This is a genomic window from Nocardioides sp. NPDC000445 (genome assembly GCF_040300245.1).
Classification (GTDB): domain Bacteria; phylum Actinomycetota; class Actinomycetes; order Propionibacteriales; family Nocardioidaceae; genus Nocardioides.
Window position 1 is genome coordinate 138,688 of the sequence record NZ_JBEPDH010000015.1, and the last position, 17,347, is coordinate 156,034.

A 17,347-nucleotide genomic window follows, 5' to 3' on the forward strand; every position below is an offset into this window, starting at 1 on the left:
CTGTTGACGGATATCGACGCGGCGATCACCCGGGCCCACCAGGAGGAATGGGCGCGGGTGGTCGCCAGCCTCGCCAAGCGCTTCGGCGACCTCGACATCGCCGAGGAGGCCGCGGCCGAGGCGTTCACGGTCGCAGTCGAGCGCTGGCCGCTCGATGGCGTACCCCCCAACCCGGGCGCCTGGCTCACCACCACCGCCAACCGCCGCGCGATCGACCGGATCCGCCGCGAGTCCAAGCGTGACGACAAGCAGAAGGAGGCCGTCGCGATGCACGATGACACCCCGCACGAGCCTCTCGGCGCCATCGAGGACGACCGGCTCCGGCTGCTGTTCACCTGCTGCCACCCCGCGCTCGCGCCCGAGGCGCGGATCGCGCTGACGCTGCGTATGGTCGGCGGCCTGACCGTGCCCGAGATCGCGAACGCCTTCCTGGTCCAGGAGACCACGATGGGCCAGCGGATCACCCGCGCGAAGACCAAGATCAAGGCCGCCCACATCCCTTACCGGGTCCCCGAGGCGGCCGACCTCCCCGAGCGTGTCTCGGGCGTCCTGGCCGTCCTCTTCCTGGTCTTCAACGAGGGCTACCTCTCCTCCGGCGACCACGAGAATCCCGTACGCGGCGACCTGACCCGCGAGGCCATCCGGCTGACCCGGCTGGTCCGCGCCCTGCTCCCCGACGACGGCGAGGTCGCCGGCCTGCTGGCCCTGATGCTGCTGATCGAGGCGCGGCGTACGGCACGGATCTCGGCGACCGGCGAGCTGGTCCGGCTCGACGAGCAGGATCGCGGCTCGTGGGATCTCGCGCTGATCGCCGAGGGCCATGCGCTGGTGCGCGAGCGGCTCGAGGTCGTCGCCAACGGTGGCCCGCGGCCCGGGCGCTACCAGATCCTGGCCGCCATCAACGCGGTCCACACCTCGGTGCGCGACGCCCGCGACACCGACTGGTCCCAGATCGTCGCGCTCTACGACCAGATGATCCGGGTCGACGCCTCGCCGATCGTTCGCCTCAACCGGGCGATCGCCGTCGCCGAGCTGGACGGCCCCGAGGTCGCGCTGGCCGAGATCGACCGGCTCGGCCTGGACGGCTACCACGCCTTCCATGCCACCCGGGCCGATCTGCTGCGCCGCCTCGGCCGCAGCGGCGAGTCCCGTGCGGCGTACGACAGGGCCATCGAGCTCGCCGAGAACGCCGCCGAGGTCGCGCTGCTGACCAGGCGCAGGGACCAGCTCGGACGTTCTTGACGAAATTTCGCCCGGGCTGTCGGATCGAGGCAGGTGTGTTCGTAGCAGGAGTGAGCGGCGGTCACCGGACCGTCCATGAGGCGAGGAGACGATACGCATGCCCGAATACCTGATCGTGTTCAACGACGAGTGGGTTCCCGAGCACACGATGGAGGAGCTCGAGCACAAGCGCGACACCTCGATGGCGGTGATCGAGGAGATGAAGTCCGCAGGCGTCTACGTCTACGGCAACGGTGCCCTCGACGCCTCGACCGCGCTCTTCAGCGTCGAGGCCAAGAACGGCGAGCCGGTCTTCACCGACGGCCCGTACGTCGAGACCAAGGAGCACCTCGGTGGCTTCTGTGTCATCGAGGCCCCCGACGAGGACGCGGCGCGCTACTGGGCGGGGCGGCTGACGGTCGCGCTCGACTGGCCGCAGGAGGTCCACCGGTTCCCGGACATGTTCCCGACCGAGGAGTGAGCATCGCACCTGGACGCTTCGCCGAATCTCGGCGGCGAAGCGTTTCAGGTCGTGGCAGGCTTGCCGCATGACGCCAGAGCCGCTTGCCCTGCCCGAGACCGAAGCCGCGGAGAGCTGGGTCAAGGAGCGTACGTCCGCGACCCTGACCCACGTGCGGGAGCTGGCCGAGAAGCTGCGGACCGCGCCGCCGAGCGAGGCGACCGAGGTGCTGAAGGCCTGGGACGAGCTGTCCCTGGAGCTCGGCTCGCTCGGTGGCCTGGCGGGCCTGCTCGCCAATGTCCACCCCGTCGAGGCGGTCCGCACGGCGTGCGAGGACACCGAGGTCGAGGTCGACCGGCTGCGCACCGAGCTCACCCAGGACCAAGCGCTCTACCGCGTCTTCGCGGACCTCCCCGCCGACCAGACGGACGCCCTCGACCCGCTGGCCAAGCGGCTCCTGGAGAAGACGCTGCAGGACTTCACCCGTGCAGGCGTCGACCGGGACGACGCCACCCGGGTCCGGCTCACCGAGATCAACGAACGCCTCACCGAGCTGAACCTCGAGTTCTCCCGGGTGACCCGGGACGACGTACGCATCACCCTGGCCACGCCTGAGCAGCTGGACGGGATGCCGGCCGATTGGCTGGAGGCGCACCCGGTCAACGACAAGGGGCTCGTGGAGATCACGACCGACTATCCCGACGCGCTTCCCGCTCGGATGTTCGTGAAGGATCCCGCGATCCGTCGTGCCGTCACGGTGGCCTCGCTCGAGCGCGGCTGGCCGCACAACGAAGCGGTCCTGAAGGAGATGTTCGCGCTGCGTCACGAGCTGGCCAACCTGGTCGGCTACGAGGACTGGCCGGCCTTCGACGCCGCGGTGAAGATGATCGGCGAGGGACCGGCGATCCCGGAGTTCATCGACAAGATCGCCGGCGCCGCCGAGGGGCGGATGAAGCGCGACCTCGAGGTGCTCCTCGACCGCTACGACCGCGACGTCCCCGGCGCCAGCGCGGTCTCGGCCGCCGACGCGCTCTACTACGAGGAGCTGGTGCGGCAGGAGAAGTACGACGTCGACAGCCAGGTGGTGCGTACGTACTTCGACTTCGCGAAGGTGCACCAGGGGCTGCTGGACGTCACCGGCAGGCTCTTCGGGCTGCGTTACGAGCCGGTCTCCGACGTCGTCACCTGGCACGAGGACGTGAGCGTCTTCGACGTCTATCAGCAGGACGGCGACGAGCCCCTCGGCCGGATCTATCTCGACCTCCACCCTCGCGAGGGCAAGTACAAGCACGCCGCGCAGTTCGACCTCGCCCCCGGTGTGAAGGGCCGGCAGCTTCCCGAGGGCGTGCTGGTCTGCAACTTCTCCCGTGGCCTGATGGAGCACGACCACGTGGTCACCCTCTTCCACGAGTTCGGCCACCTGATCCACCACGTGCTCGGCGGGCAGGGCGAGTGGGCGCGCTTCTCCGGGGTCGCGACGGAGTGGGACTTCGTCGAGGCGCCGAGCCAGATGCTCGAGGAGTGGGCCTGGGACGCCGACGTACTCCAGACCTTCGCCACCAACGCGGCCGGCGAGCCGATCCCGGCCGACCTGGTCGCGCGGATGCGGGCCGCGGACGACTTCGGCAAGGGCTACCACGCGCGGCAGCAGATGTTCTACGCCGCGATCTCCTACTGGTTCCACAAGGAGCAGCCCGACGACCTGACCAAGCGGCTCGAGGAGCTCCAGGCGGCGTACTCTCCCTACCCCTATATCGAGGGCACCCACTTCTTCGCCAACTTCGGCCACCTGGGCGGCTACTCCTCGGCCTACTACACCTACATGTGGTCGCTGGTCATCGCGAAGGACCTGTTCAGCGCCTTCGACCGGGACAACCTGTTCGACCCCGAGGTGGCCGGCCGCTACCGCGATCTGGTGCTCGCCCGCGGTGGCGAGAAGGACGCCGCCGACCTGGTCGCGGACTTCCTCGGCCGGCCCTACTCCTTCGATGCGTACGCGGCCTGGTTGGTCTCTTAGGGCTCGTTTCACCCTGTTCGATACATAGGGCGCCACATTGTAAATCCTTTGCTTATTTGCGTCCGCTGGAGCGCCAAACTTGCGTCTGGGTCGCATCTGGACGAACGTCGGGATTAAGCAGAGGTGCCTGTTGCGCGCATCACTCGGGCTGCTCGTCGATCTCAGGCACCTTCTCAAGAAACCCTATTGAGGGGAGAGACAATGGATGCCATTAAGGACATCGACTGGGTGAGTCTCGGCAGCAAGGTGCTCGCCGCGATCGTCATCCTGGTGGTCACGTGGATCATCGCGAAGATCGTCGCTTGGGCCTTCGCGAAGCTGACCTCGAAGATCCCGGTGCTCCAGAAAGCCGGAAGTGATGGCGACAGCATCGGCAAGAGCCTCGGTTCCGTGGCTGCCCTGTTGGTGTGGCTCTTCGGTCTGATCGCGCTGCTGGACCTGTTCGAGCTCAGCTCTGTGCTGACGCCGATCCAGGGCCTGCTCGACGGTGTGATGGGCTTCCTGCCCAACCTCATCGGTGCGGTCTTCGTCTTCATCGTCGGCGCGCTCGTCGCCAAGGTCGTCCGCCAGCTCGTCGAGACCGCGCTCGGCGCGGTCCCGTTCGACAAGTGGATCGGCAGCGGCAGCAAGCTCTCCGGCCAGGTCGACCAGACGGTCGGCGTGGACACCACCGCCGACCCGTACGACGCACAGGCTGCGCGCCCGGGCACCGCCGCCCAGATCGTCAAGGTCATCGGTCTCGTGCTCTACGCGATCATCATGATCGTGGTGGCCATCGCCGCTCTGCAGATTCTCGGGATCAGCTCGATCTCGCGGCCCGCCGAGCTCATGCTCGCCATGATCCTGGCCGCGATCCCGAAGATCATCGCCGCCGCGATCCTGCTCGGCATCGGAGTGGTCATCGCCCGCTTCGCCGCCGACATCCTCGGTCAGCTCATCGACGGCCTCGGCTTCGACCGGGCCCTCCACTCCATGGACGTGCTGCCGCAGGGGCAGAGCGCTACCCCGATCGTCACCAAGGTGATCCAGATCGGCATCGTGCTCTTCTTCGCCGTGATGGCGGCGCAGATGCTGGAGTTCCCGCAGATCACGGCGTTCATCGCCGAGGTGCTCGAGCTGGGTGGCAAGGTCATCTTCGGTGGCGCGATCATCGCCGCCGGTGTCGTGATCGCCTCGGTGCTCGCGAAGATCGTGCCTGGATCGGCCTCGCAGATCCTGAAGTACGCCACGATCGTGCTCTTCGTCGCGATCGGGCTGAAGTTCATGGGTCTCGCCGACTCGATCATCAACCTCGGCTTCGGTGCCGTGGTCGTCGGTGGTGCCGCTGCCGCGGCGCTCGCCTTCGGTCTCGGTGGTCGCGAGGCTGCCGCCCGGCAACTGGAGCGGCTCCAGGCCGAGAGTGCCGCGCGTTCGGCTGCTACGCCGACCGCTCCGAACCCGACGCCGCCGCAGACGCCTGGCGTCTGATCGCAACTCACGACCCTCAGGGTCTGACTCAGGGAGCCCCCGGATCTTTCGGGGGCTCCCTTCATTTGCCTTGAATCACTCTGATCACCGGCGTAAGATCACGATATATCGCGAAGGAACGCGATCCAGTCTTCCGACAGTAAGTGAGAAACCTGATGACGTACAACAACAGCAACCCTTGGGGTGAGTGGATCGACCAGATGGGCCGAGAGTTCGGCAAGGGCGGCCCGCGCCGCTCCCATGGCTGGCAGGGCGGTCCCGGTTGGGGCGGACCTGGCGGTCCCGGTTGGCAGGGTGGCCATCACGGCCGCGGTCGTGGACCGGCTGGTCCGCCGCCGTGGATCGCGGCGCTGCTCGGCTTCGAGAACCAGCCTCCGCAGCGGCCCGGTCCCCGGGTCCGTCGTGGTGACGTACGCTCCGCGATCATCTACGTGATGGCGGAGGCGGCCGAGCAGGGTCAGGTGATCAACGGCTACCAGGTGATCCAGCAGATCTCCGAGCGCAGCTCGGGTGAGTGGCGGCCGAGCCCCGGCTCCGTCTACCCGACCATCCAGCAGCTCGAGGACGAGGGTCTCGTGGAGTCCGACGACGAGCACGGCCGCCGGGCGATCCGGCTGACCGAGGCCGGCAAGACCTACGCCACCGAGCACGCCGACGAGCTCGCAGCCGTCTGGACGCCGTTCGACAAGGCCGTCGACAACGCCCGCAGCCAGGGTCGCGGCGGCCGTGGTGGCCCCGGTGGCCTGGGCGACCTGGCCGGCTTCGGAGTCCTCGGCGGCGAGCTCGCCCAGGTCCTCCCGGCCGTGTGGCAGCTCGCCACCTCCGGCACCGACGCCCAGCGCCAGGCAGCCGCCGACGTCCTCGCCGACACCCGGCGCAAGCTCTACGGCATCCTGGCGGCCGGCGACGACGAGCACACCGTGACCGCCGAGCAGGTCGACGAGATCGACGAGGTCGAGGAGTCCGAGGACGGCGAGCCCGGCCCCGACCCGAAGCCCTGATGTCCCCAACGACAGGTGCCCCACGCTCTCGAGCGTGGGGCACCTGCTGATGTGAGGGATGGGTCAGAGGGCGTCGAGGTGAATGGCCAGGTGGCGGTGGCCGACGGCCTCGTAGCCGACGATGGTGACGACCGGCGCGAGGGCGACGACGACGAGGCACCAGGCCACCGGCACGCCCGCGATCGCCATCGCGACGCTCGCGACGAGCACGGCCATGGTGAGGGCGACCAGGACGATGTGGAATGGGTCGATGACGTGCATGAACAGGTTGTAGAGAAGGTAGAGGACCAAGGCGTACACCCCGACGGGGAGGGCGACGGAGATGACCGTGCCGACCTCGCCGAGCTTGGAGTGGTGCTCGAGCAGGTAGGCGGCGACGTGCAGGCCCGCTCCGGTGGCCGCGATCGCGGCGAAGAGCAGGATGTGGCCGTAGCCCCAGAGGAACGAACGGTCGCGCCGCCGCTCGAGCATCGTGGCCCAGGGGATCGTGAAGTAGGTCCACCACTGGCCGAAGGTCAGGCCGATACCGGCGGCGAGCAGCAGGATCGCGTCGAGGCTCCACCCCAGCTCGGGCTCGTGGACGATCGCGGACATCACCGCGACGGTGCCGATCACGCCCTCGCCGAGGGTGATGATCGTCAGCAGGCCGTAGCGCTCGGCGATGTGGTCGGCGTGCCAGGGAGTGCCGCCGAAGCGGCGCTCGGCGATGAACGGCCCGACCAGCTCGATCACCAGAGGCACCATCATCGCGGCGAACGCGGTCGCCACGTCGAGCGGCAGGATGGCGATGACGCACCAGAGCACCTGCGAGCTGAGGATGGAGACGAGGTAGACCCGATGCGCCCCGCGTCTGCCCGGGTCCTGGCGCCAGGCCCGCAGCCATTGGCCGCAGAGCGCGACCCGCATCACGACGTACCCGGCGATCATGATCTCGTTGTGGAGCCGCTCGCCCTCGTGGACGCTCTCGAACATCTCCGGCAGGCCGAGGGCCATGATGATCACACCGACCATCTGCAACATCGTGAGCAGCCGGAACGCCCAGTCGTCGGTGTCGTAGGCCGAGGCCATCCAGGAGTAGTTGATCCACGCCCAGCAGATCGCGAACGAGGCGAAGCAGAACGCCACGATCCCTGCCACGATGTGGCCCTCCGCGAGCTGATGGGCGAGCTCGTTGCCGCTCATGCCGAAGGCCACGACGAAGGTGAGGTCGAAGAGCAGCTCCAAGGGAGTCGCGGCCCGATGCTCCTCGTGCGGGTCGCGTCCGGTCATCTGGCGCAGGCGGCTGGTTGCAGTCACGCTGGTGAGGATAGGTCCTGAGGCGTACGTTTCGTCGCATGAGCGAAATCCTGATCAAGGTGCGCGGGTCGCACACCGTGGAGGTGGCGGCGGAGCGAGGGGTGGTGTCCGCCGAGATCCGGTTCGACGGCCCCGCGCCGGAGCCGGTGATGGAGCAGCTGCGGCGTGCGCTGCACGGCGTGCGTACGGAGCTCGAGCGGCTCGAGCAGGAGGGCGCGATCAAGAGGCTCGTCATCCAGCGGGCGCGCATCTCGGCCGAGCGGCCCTGGCACAAGGACGGCAAGCAGTTGCCGCTGGTGCACCGCGCCGCGGTCGGTCTCTGGGCGGAGTTCGTCGACTTCAAGGCGCTGGCGACCTGGGTCGGCCGCACCGCGGGCAACGAGGGTCTCCGGGTCGACCACGTCTCGTGGCAGCTGACCAAGGAGACCCGGCTGAAGGTCGAGCGTGACGTACGCCAAGAGGCGGTGCGCCAGGCCAAGGTGCGCGCGCAGGACTACGCCGATGCGCTCGACCTCGGCCCGGTCGCGGTCCGGAGCATCAACGATGTCGGCGTCAGCCGCGAGGTGACGTACGAGTCGGCGGCGATGGACGTGCAGATGGCCTCGGCTGGAGCCCGGAAGTCGGCCTCGGGGGCACCCGACCTGGCCTTCGATCCCGACGACATCTCGGTCTACGCCGAGGTCGAGGCGGCCTTCACCGTCGCAGCGAGTTAAGGGTCATCTGGCGACGGCGTCGAGGTGGGCGTCGAGTCGCTCGGGGGAGAGCAGGTGGTTGATGACCACCGCGGCACAGCCGACCATGCCGGTGGAGTCGGCGTGGGTGGAGGGGACGAAGGTCAGGTCGCGGGTGGCCAGGGCGGTCGAGCGCGAGTAGACGGTCTCGCGTACGCCTGCGGTGTAGAGGTCGAAGGCACCGGCCATGTCGCCGCCGATGACGACGACCTCGGGGTTGAGCAGGTTGATCGCGATCGCCAGCACCTCGCCGAGCTGGCGACCGGCCTCGCGCAGCAGGCCGCGGGCGATGGCGTCGCCGGCGAGCGCGGCGGCGACCAGGTCGCGGATGTGTCCGGCAGAGACGCCGGAGTCGACCAGGCCCTGGGTCAGCGCCCAGCCGGCAGCGACCGTCTCCAGGCAGCCGGTGGCCCCGCAGCGGCAGGGGCGCTCGCCGGCGGACTCGACCCGGGTGTGGCCGATCTCGCCGACGGCACCGGCGTGGCCGCGCAGCACCCGGCCGTCGGCGATGACCGCGAGGCCGAGACCGGTCGACGCCTTCACGACGAGCGCGTCCCGCGGGTTCAGCCCGCTGCCGAAGAGCTCGGCCGTGGCCAGCGCGTCGGTGTCGTTGACGAGCACCAGCGGCCCGTCGGTGAGCCGGTCGAAGTAGGGGTCGAGCGCGACGCCGTCCCAACCCCGCATCACCGGTGAGTCGACCGAGACCAGGCGGACGGGGTCGACGACGCCGGGCAGGCTCATCCCGACACCGAGCACCGGCGGCTCGATGCCCTCCAGGAGCCGCTCGAGCCGGTCGGTCACGTCGGGCATGAGGTCGTCGGCGGCGATCCCGACCTCGTGGTCACGGGTGTCGCCGGCGAGCTCGCGGCCGTCGAGGTCGAAGACGGCGAGCTGGCTGCGTGAGCGCCCGATCGCCACCGCCAGCACCACCCCGGCGTCGGCGTTGAAGGTCAGGGAGCCCGGCGGCCGGCCACCGGTGGAGGCGAGCTCCTCCCCGGTGAGAATCAGTCCGGCGTCGACGAGAGCCGAGACCCGGGAGACCACAGCCGTACGCGACAGACCGGTCGTCTTCTGCAGATCGCTGCGGGTCAGGGCGCGTCCGGAGCGCACCAGAGCGAGGACGTCGGCGGCGGTTGTCATCTCGGGCATGGGAGCAGAGTACCCTGCTTATGTCTTCCAAGTACCAAAGATTTACTTGTATCGATCCAAAGATCGTGTCAAAGTGTGCCAAAGCACACTTCCTTTGGAGGACCCGTGACTGCCGTTTCCCCCACCGTCGCCGACGTCACCGCTCGCCTCATCGAGCGTTCCGCCGCCACGCGGGCCGACTACCTGGACCGCATCGCGGCCGCCCGCGTCGCCGGGCCCGCTCGCGGCCGGCTCGCGTGCAGCAACCTGGCCCACGGTTTCGCGGCGTCCACCGCCCCGACGAAGGCCGAGCTCAAGGTCATCAACCCCGGCGCGAAGCCCAACGTCGCGATCGTGACCTCCTACAACGACATGCTCTCCGCGCATGCGCCGTACGAGACCTACCCGCCGCTGCTCAAGGCCGCGGTCATGCGGGCCGGCGGGCTGGCGCAGGTCGCCGGCGGCGTACCCGCGATGTGCGACGGCATCACCCAGGGCCGCGACGGCATGCAGGTCTCCCTCTTCTCCCGCGACGTGATCGCGATGTCGGCCGGGATCGCCCTCTCGCACGACATGTTCGACGCCGCGCTGATGCTCGGCGTGTGCGACAAGATCGTTCCCGGCCTCCTGATCGGGGCTCTCTCGTTCGGCCACCTGCCGACCGTCTTCGTGCCGGCCGGCCCGATGTCCTCGGGGCTCCCCAACAAGGAGAAGGCCCGCGTCCGCCAGCGGTACGCAGCAGGCGAGGCGACGCGCGAGGAGCTGCTCGAGGCCGAGGCCGCCAGCTACCACTCCCGCGGCACCTGCACCTTCTACGGCACCGCCAACTCCAACCAGCTGCTCATGGAGGTGCTCGGCCTGCACTTGCCGGGCTCCTCGTTCGCCTCGCCGGACACCCTGCTGCGGGCCGCGCTCAACCGCGCCGCGGCGGCACGCGCCACCGAGCTCGCTCTCGAGGGCGGCCCGGGCGTGGGCGAGATGATCGACGAGAAGTCGATCATCAACGCCTGCGTCGCGCTGCTGGCCTCGGGCGGCTCGACCAACCACACCATGCACCTGGTCGCCATCGCCCGCGCCGCCGGGATCCAGCTGACCTGGGACGACATCTCGGACCTCTCACCGGTCGTCCCGCTGCTCAGCCGGATGTACCCCAACGGCTCCGCCGACGTGAACCACTTCCACGCCGCCGGCGGCGTCGGCTTCCTGATCCGCACCCTGCTCGAGGCCGGCCTGCTCCACGAGGACGTCACGACGATCCTGGGGCCTGGCCTGTCGGCCTACACCCAGGAGTCGCGGCTCACCCGAGACGGTGAGATCGAGTACATCGAGGGTGCCCCCGTCTCCGGCGACCTCGACGTGCTGCGCCCGGCCGACGACCCGTTCTCGCCCGACGGTGGCCTGCGGGTGCTGCGCGGCGAGCTCGGCACGGCGGTCATCAAGACCTCGGCGGTCGCGCCCGAGCACCAGGTGGTCTCCGCCCCCGCGCTCGTCTTCGACGACCAGGCCGACTTCCTCACCGCCTTCTCCGAGAAGCGCCTCGACGGCCGTGACTTCGTCGCGGTGCTGCGCTACCAGGGCCCCGCGGCCAACGGGATGCCCGAGCTGCACAAGCTCACCCCGGCGCTCGGGGTCATGCAGGATCGCGGCCAGCACGTCGCCATCGTCACCGACGGCCGGATGTCCGGCGCGTCGGGCAAGGTGCCCGCAGCCATCCACCTCACCCCCGAGGCCGCGCTCGGTGGGCCGCTCGCTCGCGTACAGGACGGTGACCTGATCACCGTCGACGCCGTCGCCGGCACCCTGAGCATCGGGGTCGACGCCGACGAGTTCGCGCACCGTCCCGCCACCGGTCGGGCACCGCTCGACGCCGAGTGGCGCGGCACCGGCCGAGAGCTCTTCGCCGCCTTCCGTGCCACCGTCGGCTCCGCCGACACCGGCGCCTCCGTCTTCCCCTTTGCTTCCCTCGAGCAGAGCGCCGCTTCGACCCAGGAGACCCCTGTCCATGTCTGACCTCACCTCCGCCGACCTGCTCGACCTCTCCCCGGTGATCCCGGTCGTCGTCGTCGACTCCGTCGACCAGGCGGTGCCCGTGGCCCGCGCCCTCGCCGAGGGCGGCGTGCCCGTGGTCGAGCTGACCCTGCGTACGCCGGTGGCCCTCGACGCGATCCGGGCCATCGCCGAGGAGGTGCCGGAGGTCCTGATCGGCGCCGGCACCGTGACCACTCCCGTGCTCGCGAAGGAGGCCGCCGCGGCCGGGGCCCAGTTCCTGGTCTCGCCGGGTGCCACCCCGACGCTGCTCGGTGCGATGCGCGACACCGGCCTCCCGTTCCTGCCCGGCACCGCCACCGTCTCCGAGGCCCTCGCGGTGCTCGAGACCGGCCACACCGCGATGAAGTTCTTCCCGGCGGAGGCGTCCGGTGGCGTGAAGTTCCTGGGTTCGCTGCCGTCGGTACTGCCGGACGTACGCTTCTGCCCCACCGGCGGCATCTCGCTGGCCACCGCTCCCAGCTATCTGGCTCTGGCCAACGTCGGCTGCGTCGGCGGTTCCTGGCTCACCCCCGGCGACGCGCTCGCCTCCGGCGACTGGGACCGCGTGACCGCGCTCGCGGCCGCCACCGCCGCCCTCCGCTGAAATCGCGTCGAGTCGGCGCGTTTGTACGGACCTAGCCGCCGAGTCGGCGCGTTCGAACGCGCCGACTCGGCGTGCTTTTCGGTCAGAACGCGCCGGGTCAGCGGTAGAGGAGGTACTGGCGGCGGGTCGCGTCGAAGGCGGCCAGCTCGTCTCGCCAGGCCGCCTCGACCTCGGCGCCGGTGGCGCCGGCGTCGATCTGCGTACGCAGCCTCGTCGATCCGGTGAGCTTGTCGATCCAGAACGGCCGGGCGGTGTCCCAAGAGTCCTGGCGCCAGGCGAACTGCGGGTAGAGGGCCTTGGCGGTGACCAGCATCTCGACGCCGGTACGGACGGGGTCGAAGCGGTCGCGGTCCTGGATCGTGACCTGCACTCCGCCGCAGACCTGGCTGGCGAACTTGTTGACCGAGGGATTGAAGTACGCCTCCCGGAACGTCACGCCCGGCAGGTTCGCCTCCTCCAGCGCCGCCGCCCAGCGGTGGTCGACGAACGGCGCCCCGATCAGCTCGAACGGCTTGGTGGTGCCGCGTCCCTCGGAGAGGTTGGTGCCCTCGAACATGCAGGTGCCGGGGTAGGCCAGCGCGGTGTCTGGGGTCGGCATGTTGGGGCTCGGCAGGACGAAGTCGAGCCCGGTGTCGGCGTACAACGTCCTTCTCCGCCATCCGGAGACCTGGACGACGTCGAGCTGCGCCAGCCGCCCGCCGGCGTGCTCCTCGAGGAACTCCCCGTCGAAGAACCGGGCCAGCTCGCCGACCGACATCCCGTGCTGCTGGACGATCTCGCGGGCGCCGACGCCCGAGGTGTACGCCGCGGTCATCATCGGTCCGCGGGCGGTTCCGCCCACGGGGTTGGGGCGGTCGAGGACCACGAAGCGCTTCTCGGTCGCGACGGCCGCCTGCATCGCCGTCCACATCGTCCAGATGTAGGTGTAGAACCGGGAGCCGACGTCCTGGATGTCGAAGACGACGGTCTCGACGTCGGCGGTCGTGAACAGCTCGGTCATCTTCGCCACGTTGGCGCCGTAGGCGTCATAGACGGTCAGTCCGGTGCGCTCGTCGACGAAGGTGCCCTCGGAGCCGCCCGCCTGAGCGGTGCCGCGGAAGCCGTGCTCCGGCCCGAAGACACCGGCGATCTGGACCGCGCCGGACTCGTGCATCTCGTCGACGATGTTGCGCAGGTTGCGGAGCACGCCGGTGGGGTTGGTGATGATGCCGACCCGATCGCCCGACAGCACCGACCAGCCGTCGCCGGCGGCTCGCTCGGCGCCGGTCCTGACCGCCTCGCCACCGCCCAGCGGTGAGACCTGCTCGGTCGAGGCTCCCGCCGAACCGGTGAGAAGCGGCGCCGCCACGGCGCCGGCCGCGGCGGCGCCGAGCAGACGGCGGCGGTCGATCCTGGGGACTTCACTGCTCATGGGGCGCTCCTGTGCCGAGGGGGGAGGATCACCTTGCAGGCTAGCCCTGAAGGCGGTGTCCGGCAGGTGATTCGACCGTTCGTCCCGGCAGATCGACCGTTCGTCGTCGTGTGGGTCGGATGGGGCTGGACAGGATCCCTGTATGTGACCAAGGTCACAGGTCGTCCAACCCCACTTCGACAGATCTCGGAGGTGACCCATGCCGTCCTCGTCCAAGGGCTCGTGGATCCTTGTCGGGGTCCTCCTGTTCGCGGCAGCAGCGCCGTCACTCGCGGTGCCGCTGTACGCGAAGGAGGATCCGACGTTCGCCGGATTCCCGTTCTACTTCTGGTTCCAGCTCGTCCTCATCCCCTGCTCGGTCCTGTTCACGACCATCGCCTACTTCGTCGCCAAGGCCGCGTTCCGGCGTGACCGTGCCGCCGCCGGGCGCCCGTGGAAGGAGGGTGGCCAGTGAGCGCGGTAGCAGTCTCCGTCTTCGCCTTCCTCTTCCTGCTGGTCACCATCCTCGGCTTCTCCGCCGCCCGCTGGCGCCGGGCGAAGTCGATGGACAACCTCGACGAGTGGGGTCTGGGCGGCCGCGGCTTCGGTACGTTCGTGGCCTGGTTCCTCATCGGAGGCGACCTCTACACGGCGTACACCTTCATCGCGGTGCCCGCCACACTGTTCGCCGGCTCGGCGGTCGGGTTCTTCGCGGTGCCGTACACGATCCTCGTCTACCCGCTGATCTTCGCGTTCCTGCCGAAGCTGTGGTCGGTCTCGCACAAGCACGGGTACGTCACCCCGGCCGACTTCGTCGTCGGCCGCTACGGGTCCAGGTCCCTGGGGCTGGCCGTCGCGATCACCGGCCTGCTGGCCACCATGCCCTACATCGCGCTGCAGCTGGTGGGCATGGAGGTCGTGCTCGAGGTGATGGGTCTGCAGAGCGACTCCTCGAACTGGTTCATCCGTGACCTGCCGCTCTTCATCGCGTTCGCGGTGCTGGCCGCCTACACGTACTCCTCCGGGTTGCGGGCGCCGGCGCTGATCGCGTTCGTGAAGGACTCGCTGATCTACATCGTGATCATCGTCGCGATCATCTACATCCCGTCGCAGCTCGGTGGCTGGGGCAACATCTTCGAGTCGGTGCAGAACAGCTTCGACACGTTCAACACCGAGAACGCCGACGCGATCGCCGCCGGCGACGCCGCCCCGAAGGCGCTGTTCCCGACCCAGGCGGCCGGCCAGTGGGCCTACGCCTCCCTGGCCCTCGGCTCGGCGCTGGCGCTGTTCATGTACCCGCACTCGATCACCGGCGTCCTCTCCACCCGCAGCCGCAACGTGATCCGCCGCAACGCCTCGCTGCTGCCGGCGTACTCGTTCCTGCTGGGGCTCCTGGCGCTGCTCGGGTTCGTGGCCCTCGCGGCCGGGGTGATGGTCGGCGACCCGCCCAACCCGCAGCTGGCGATCCCGCAGCTCTTCGAGGACCAGTTCCCGGCGTGGTTCGCGGGCGTCGCGTACGCAGCCGTCATCATCGGTGCGCTGGTGCCGGCGGCGATCATGTCGATCGCGGCCGCGAACCTGTGGACGCGCAACATCTACAAGGCCTACCTGAAGCCCGACGCGACCCCGCAGGACGAGGCCAAGCAGGCCAAGATCGTGTCCCTGGTCGTGAAGTTCGGGGCGCTGATCTTCGTGCTGGCGCTCTCGAAGTCGTACGCCATCAACCTGCAGCTCCTCGGAGGCGTCTGGATCCTGCAGACGCTGCCTGCGATCGTCGTCGGTCTCTACACCCGGTGGTTCCACCGCTGGGCGGTCCTGGCCGGCTGGGCGGTCGGGATGGCGTACGGGACGATCGTCGCGTACGGCGTCTCCTCGCCCACGCAGGAGCACTTCGGCGGACCGTTGGCGCCGTTCCCGGGCACGGAGACGCCGATCTACATCGCGCTCACCGCGTTCCTGCTCAACCTCATCGTGGTCGTCGTCCTGACCCCGATCCTGAGGGCGCTCAACGTGCCGGACGGTGAGGACGCCACCTCGGCTTCGGACTATTCGGTCGACGCCGGCGACGAGGGCGTCGTCGAGGAGCTGAGCTCGACGACGGAGGTGCGCTGAGCCCTACTGAGCCGGACACAAAGTCCCGCAAACATGTCTCAATGACGTGTTTGCGGGACTTTTTCCCCTTTTCTCGGAGAACCGCAACATCAGAGCATGGATGTACGTAACAAGTACTGAAGGCTCTGATTCGGACCTAACTCGGGAGCGTCCATGGTGAGCAATGAGGCTGTGACGGCCTCGACGAGCAGTCGAGGCCACGGTGTACGCCGCGCCGCGATGACTCGTGGCGCCGGACGCGCCGTGACGGCCGAGCATCGAACCGAGCAACGGATCCATGTGGGCGATTGGACGCCGGGGGGCGTCGCCCTGCATGGATCTACCACCGGGCGTGAAGCTGGCCAGTCGTCTCAGACTGCCGATCCGTCCGGTCCGATGGGTGGGGCTATGAGCGTGACCAGGACCTCGCTCGCCCTGCTCGGCGGGACCCCGTCCGCGTCAGCCGCGATCCCCGTGCGCTCGGGCGCCGGGTGCAGGCGCTGACGGGGTCCCGCATTCCCTCAACACCCGAACACGTCAGGAGAACGCGATGAACTCGAAGGTCCTCCGGGGGCTTCGGCGATCGGTGGCGGTGACCCTTGTGGCAGGTGGCCTGCTGGTCGCCGGTGCCGCGGTCACCTACGCCGACTCGCAGTCAGTTGAGCAGTCAGACAGCCGGGCGGCCTCGGCGGCCCAGCAACCGATCAAGGCTCCGGATCGCGGACCCGCGGGTCCGGTGACTGTCTCGGGAGCGGCAGCCGGAAGCGACGCGGCGGTGACCGTGACGACCGATGGGACGACGGTCGTGGTCAGCGGTCGCGCGCACCTCGAGTCTCCCGTCACGTCTCCCGTCGACAACTCCGCCGGTGGTGGGGTCGTCCACCATGACGATGACACCGGCTCGCCGCTGGGCGACGGTCGCGGTGTCGATCTCGGCACGGACCAGGTCGGCTTCGCCGGAGGAGCGACCGGTGACTCCTCGTCCGTGGACGTCGTCGGCACCGGTCGGGTCGGGGCGGAGAAGCACTACTACGTCCAGGACGCGCCCTGAGCGATCCGCGGATGACATGCGTCGGGGCCACCGGGAGATCTCCCGGTGGCCCCGACGCATTCGTGGGTCAGATCGACCTCAGGATCAGGCCGCGTCGTCCGCGGTCTTGATCGCGGAGATGTCGAACTCGAGCTTGATCTTCTCGGAGACGAGGACGCCGCCGGTCTCGAGGGCCGCGTTGAAGGAGAGGCCCCAGTCGGTGCGGTTGATCGCGACGGCACCCTCGAAGCCGACGCGGGTGTTGCCGAACGGGTCCTTGGCGGAGCCGGTCTGCTCGAACGGAACGGTGACCGACTTGGTGACGCCCTTGATGGTCAGGTCGCCGGTGATGTTCCAGGTCTCGCCGTCGAACTCGACCTCGGTCGACTCGAAGGTGATGTTGGGGTGGGCCTCGTTCTCGAAGAAGTCGCCCGAGAGCAGGTGGCCGTCGCGGTCGGCGTTGCCGGTGTCGACGGAGGCAGCCTTGATCGTCAGCGAGACCTTGGACTTGGCCGGCTCGGCGGTGTCGATCGTCGCGGTGCCCTCGAACTCCTTGAACGAGCCACGGACGGTGGTCACCATCGCGTGACGAGCCGAGAAGCCAAGGCGGGTGTGGGCGACGTCGAGGGTGTAGTCACCCGCGATGTCCTCGATGGCGGCGGTCGGGGTGTCGAACTCGGTCTCGGCGGGTGCCGTGTCCTTCTTGCTGAAAATGCCCATAGCGAATGTGCTCCTGGAAGAATTGGTTGAAACTGCAAGCATCATAACGGGGGAATCTCTCCCAATGTTCCCGCTCGCGTGGCCTTTCCTGACGACGGGGGAAAATTGGTTGCAGTGACAACGCTATCCCTAAACGCACGAGGCCCGCTTCCCTGTCGGGAGC

General features: G+C 69.0%; 15 protein-coding genes. 11 read left to right on the plus strand and 4 right to left on the minus strand.

Going from position 1 to position 17,347, the window contains the following annotated elements; translation table 11 throughout:
• Nucleotides 1-3 precede the first annotated feature (3 nt).
• The 5 genes from ABT304_RS20335 to ABT304_RS20355 all read left to right on the plus strand — a co-directional run bounded on the left by ABT304_RS20335 (nucleotide 4) and on the right by ABT304_RS20355 (nucleotide 6,166).
• Nucleotides 4-1,242: an RNA polymerase sigma factor gene (locus tag ABT304_RS20335; RefSeq protein ID WP_350717912.1), complete on the plus strand. Its 1,239-nt coding sequence runs from the start codon at nucleotides 4-6 to the stop codon at nucleotides 1,240-1,242.
• Nucleotides 1,243-1,339: 97 nt separating this feature from the next.
• A complete protein-coding gene (locus ABT304_RS20340) occupies nucleotides 1,340-1,702 on the plus strand; it encodes a YciI family protein (protein WP_350717914.1) in 363 nt (120 codons plus the stop codon).
• A gap of 67 nt (nucleotides 1,703-1,769) precedes the next feature.
• Entirely contained in the window at nucleotides 1,770-3,698 is a 1,929-nt protein-coding gene (locus ABT304_RS20345; protein WP_350717916.1) for a M3 family metallopeptidase, read from the plus strand.
• Nucleotides 3,699-3,899: 201 nt separating this feature from the next.
• Nucleotides 3,900-5,165, plus strand: coding sequence for a mechanosensitive ion channel (locus tag ABT304_RS20350; RefSeq protein ID WP_350717918.1), 1,266 nt, complete (start codon nucleotides 3,900-3,902; stop codon nucleotides 5,163-5,165).
• 155 nt (nucleotides 5,166-5,320) lie between these two features.
• Nucleotides 5,321-6,166 (plus strand): PadR family transcriptional regulator, encoded by an 846-nt coding sequence (locus ABT304_RS20355; protein WP_350717920.1) that lies wholly within the window; start codon nucleotides 5,321-5,323, stop codon nucleotides 6,164-6,166.
• A gap of 63 nt (nucleotides 6,167-6,229) precedes the next feature.
• Here ABT304_RS20355 and ABT304_RS20360 read toward each other — a convergent pair whose 3' ends face one another.
• Entirely contained in the window at nucleotides 6,230-7,462 is a 1,233-nt protein-coding gene (locus ABT304_RS20360; RefSeq protein ID WP_350717922.1) for a low temperature requirement protein A, read from the minus strand.
• A gap of 38 nt (nucleotides 7,463-7,500) precedes the next feature.
• Between ABT304_RS20360 and ABT304_RS20365 the strand changes: the two genes are divergently transcribed.
• Nucleotides 7,501-8,175: an SIMPL domain-containing protein gene (locus tag ABT304_RS20365; protein ID WP_350717923.1), complete on the plus strand. Its 675-nt coding sequence runs from the start codon at nucleotides 7,501-7,503 to the stop codon at nucleotides 8,173-8,175.
• 3 nt (nucleotides 8,176-8,178) lie between these two features.
• On the opposite strand, the gene ABT304_RS20370 is transcribed toward ABT304_RS20365, so the two are convergent.
• Complete coding sequence (locus tag ABT304_RS20370; protein ID WP_160025910.1) at nucleotides 8,179-9,342, minus strand: ROK family transcriptional regulator; 1,164 nt, start codon at nucleotides 9,340-9,342, stop codon at nucleotides 8,179-8,181.
• Nucleotides 9,343-9,447: 105 nt separating this feature from the next.
• Between ABT304_RS20370 and edd the strand changes: the two genes are divergently transcribed.
• The gene (gene edd / locus ABT304_RS20375; protein ID WP_350717925.1) at nucleotides 9,448-11,331 is read left to right on the plus strand and encodes a phosphogluconate dehydratase; all 1,884 of its coding nucleotides are present in this window, start codon (nucleotides 9,448-9,450) and stop codon (nucleotides 11,329-11,331) included.
• A complete protein-coding gene (gene eda, locus ABT304_RS20380; protein ID WP_160025908.1) occupies nucleotides 11,324-11,953 on the plus strand; it encodes a bifunctional 4-hydroxy-2-oxoglutarate aldolase/2-dehydro-3-deoxy-phosphogluconate aldolase in 630 nt (209 codons plus the stop codon). The genes edd and eda overlap by 8 nt, the downstream gene beginning before the upstream one ends.
• A gap of 97 nt (nucleotides 11,954-12,050) precedes the next feature.
• On the opposite strand, the gene ABT304_RS20385 is transcribed toward eda, so the two are convergent.
• The gene (locus tag ABT304_RS20385; protein WP_350717927.1) at nucleotides 12,051-13,364 is read right to left on the minus strand and encodes an exo-beta-N-acetylmuramidase NamZ family protein; all 1,314 of its coding nucleotides are present in this window, start codon (nucleotides 13,362-13,364) and stop codon (nucleotides 12,051-12,053) included.
• A 199-nt stretch (nucleotides 13,365-13,563) separates the two neighbouring features.
• Here ABT304_RS20385 and ABT304_RS20390 point away from each other — a divergent pair, with 199 nt between their 5' ends.
• The 3 genes from ABT304_RS20390 (at nucleotide 13,564) to ABT304_RS20400 (ending at nucleotide 16,485) form a co-directional block, all read left to right on the plus strand.
• Nucleotides 13,564-13,818, plus strand: coding sequence for a DUF3311 domain-containing protein (locus ABT304_RS20390; protein WP_350717928.1), 255 nt, complete (start codon nucleotides 13,564-13,566; stop codon nucleotides 13,816-13,818).
• Nucleotides 13,815-15,455, plus strand: coding sequence for a monocarboxylate uptake permease MctP (gene mctP, locus ABT304_RS20395; protein ID WP_350717929.1), 1,641 nt, complete (start codon nucleotides 13,815-13,817; stop codon nucleotides 15,453-15,455). The genes ABT304_RS20390 and mctP overlap by 4 nt, the downstream gene beginning before the upstream one ends.
• A gap of 529 nt (nucleotides 15,456-15,984) precedes the next feature.
• The gene (locus ABT304_RS20400) at nucleotides 15,985-16,485 is read left to right on the plus strand and encodes a hypothetical protein (RefSeq protein ID WP_350717930.1); all 501 of its coding nucleotides are present in this window, start codon (nucleotides 15,985-15,987) and stop codon (nucleotides 16,483-16,485) included.
• A gap of 84 nt (nucleotides 16,486-16,569) precedes the next feature.
• Here the strand turns inward: ABT304_RS20400 and ABT304_RS20405 are convergent, their stop codons facing one another.
• On the minus strand, nucleotides 16,570-17,184 hold the full coding sequence (locus tag ABT304_RS20405; protein ID WP_350717932.1) for a YceI family protein: 615 nt from the start codon (nucleotides 17,182-17,184) through the stop codon (nucleotides 16,570-16,572).
• Between the last annotated feature and the right edge of the window lie 163 nt (nucleotides 17,185-17,347).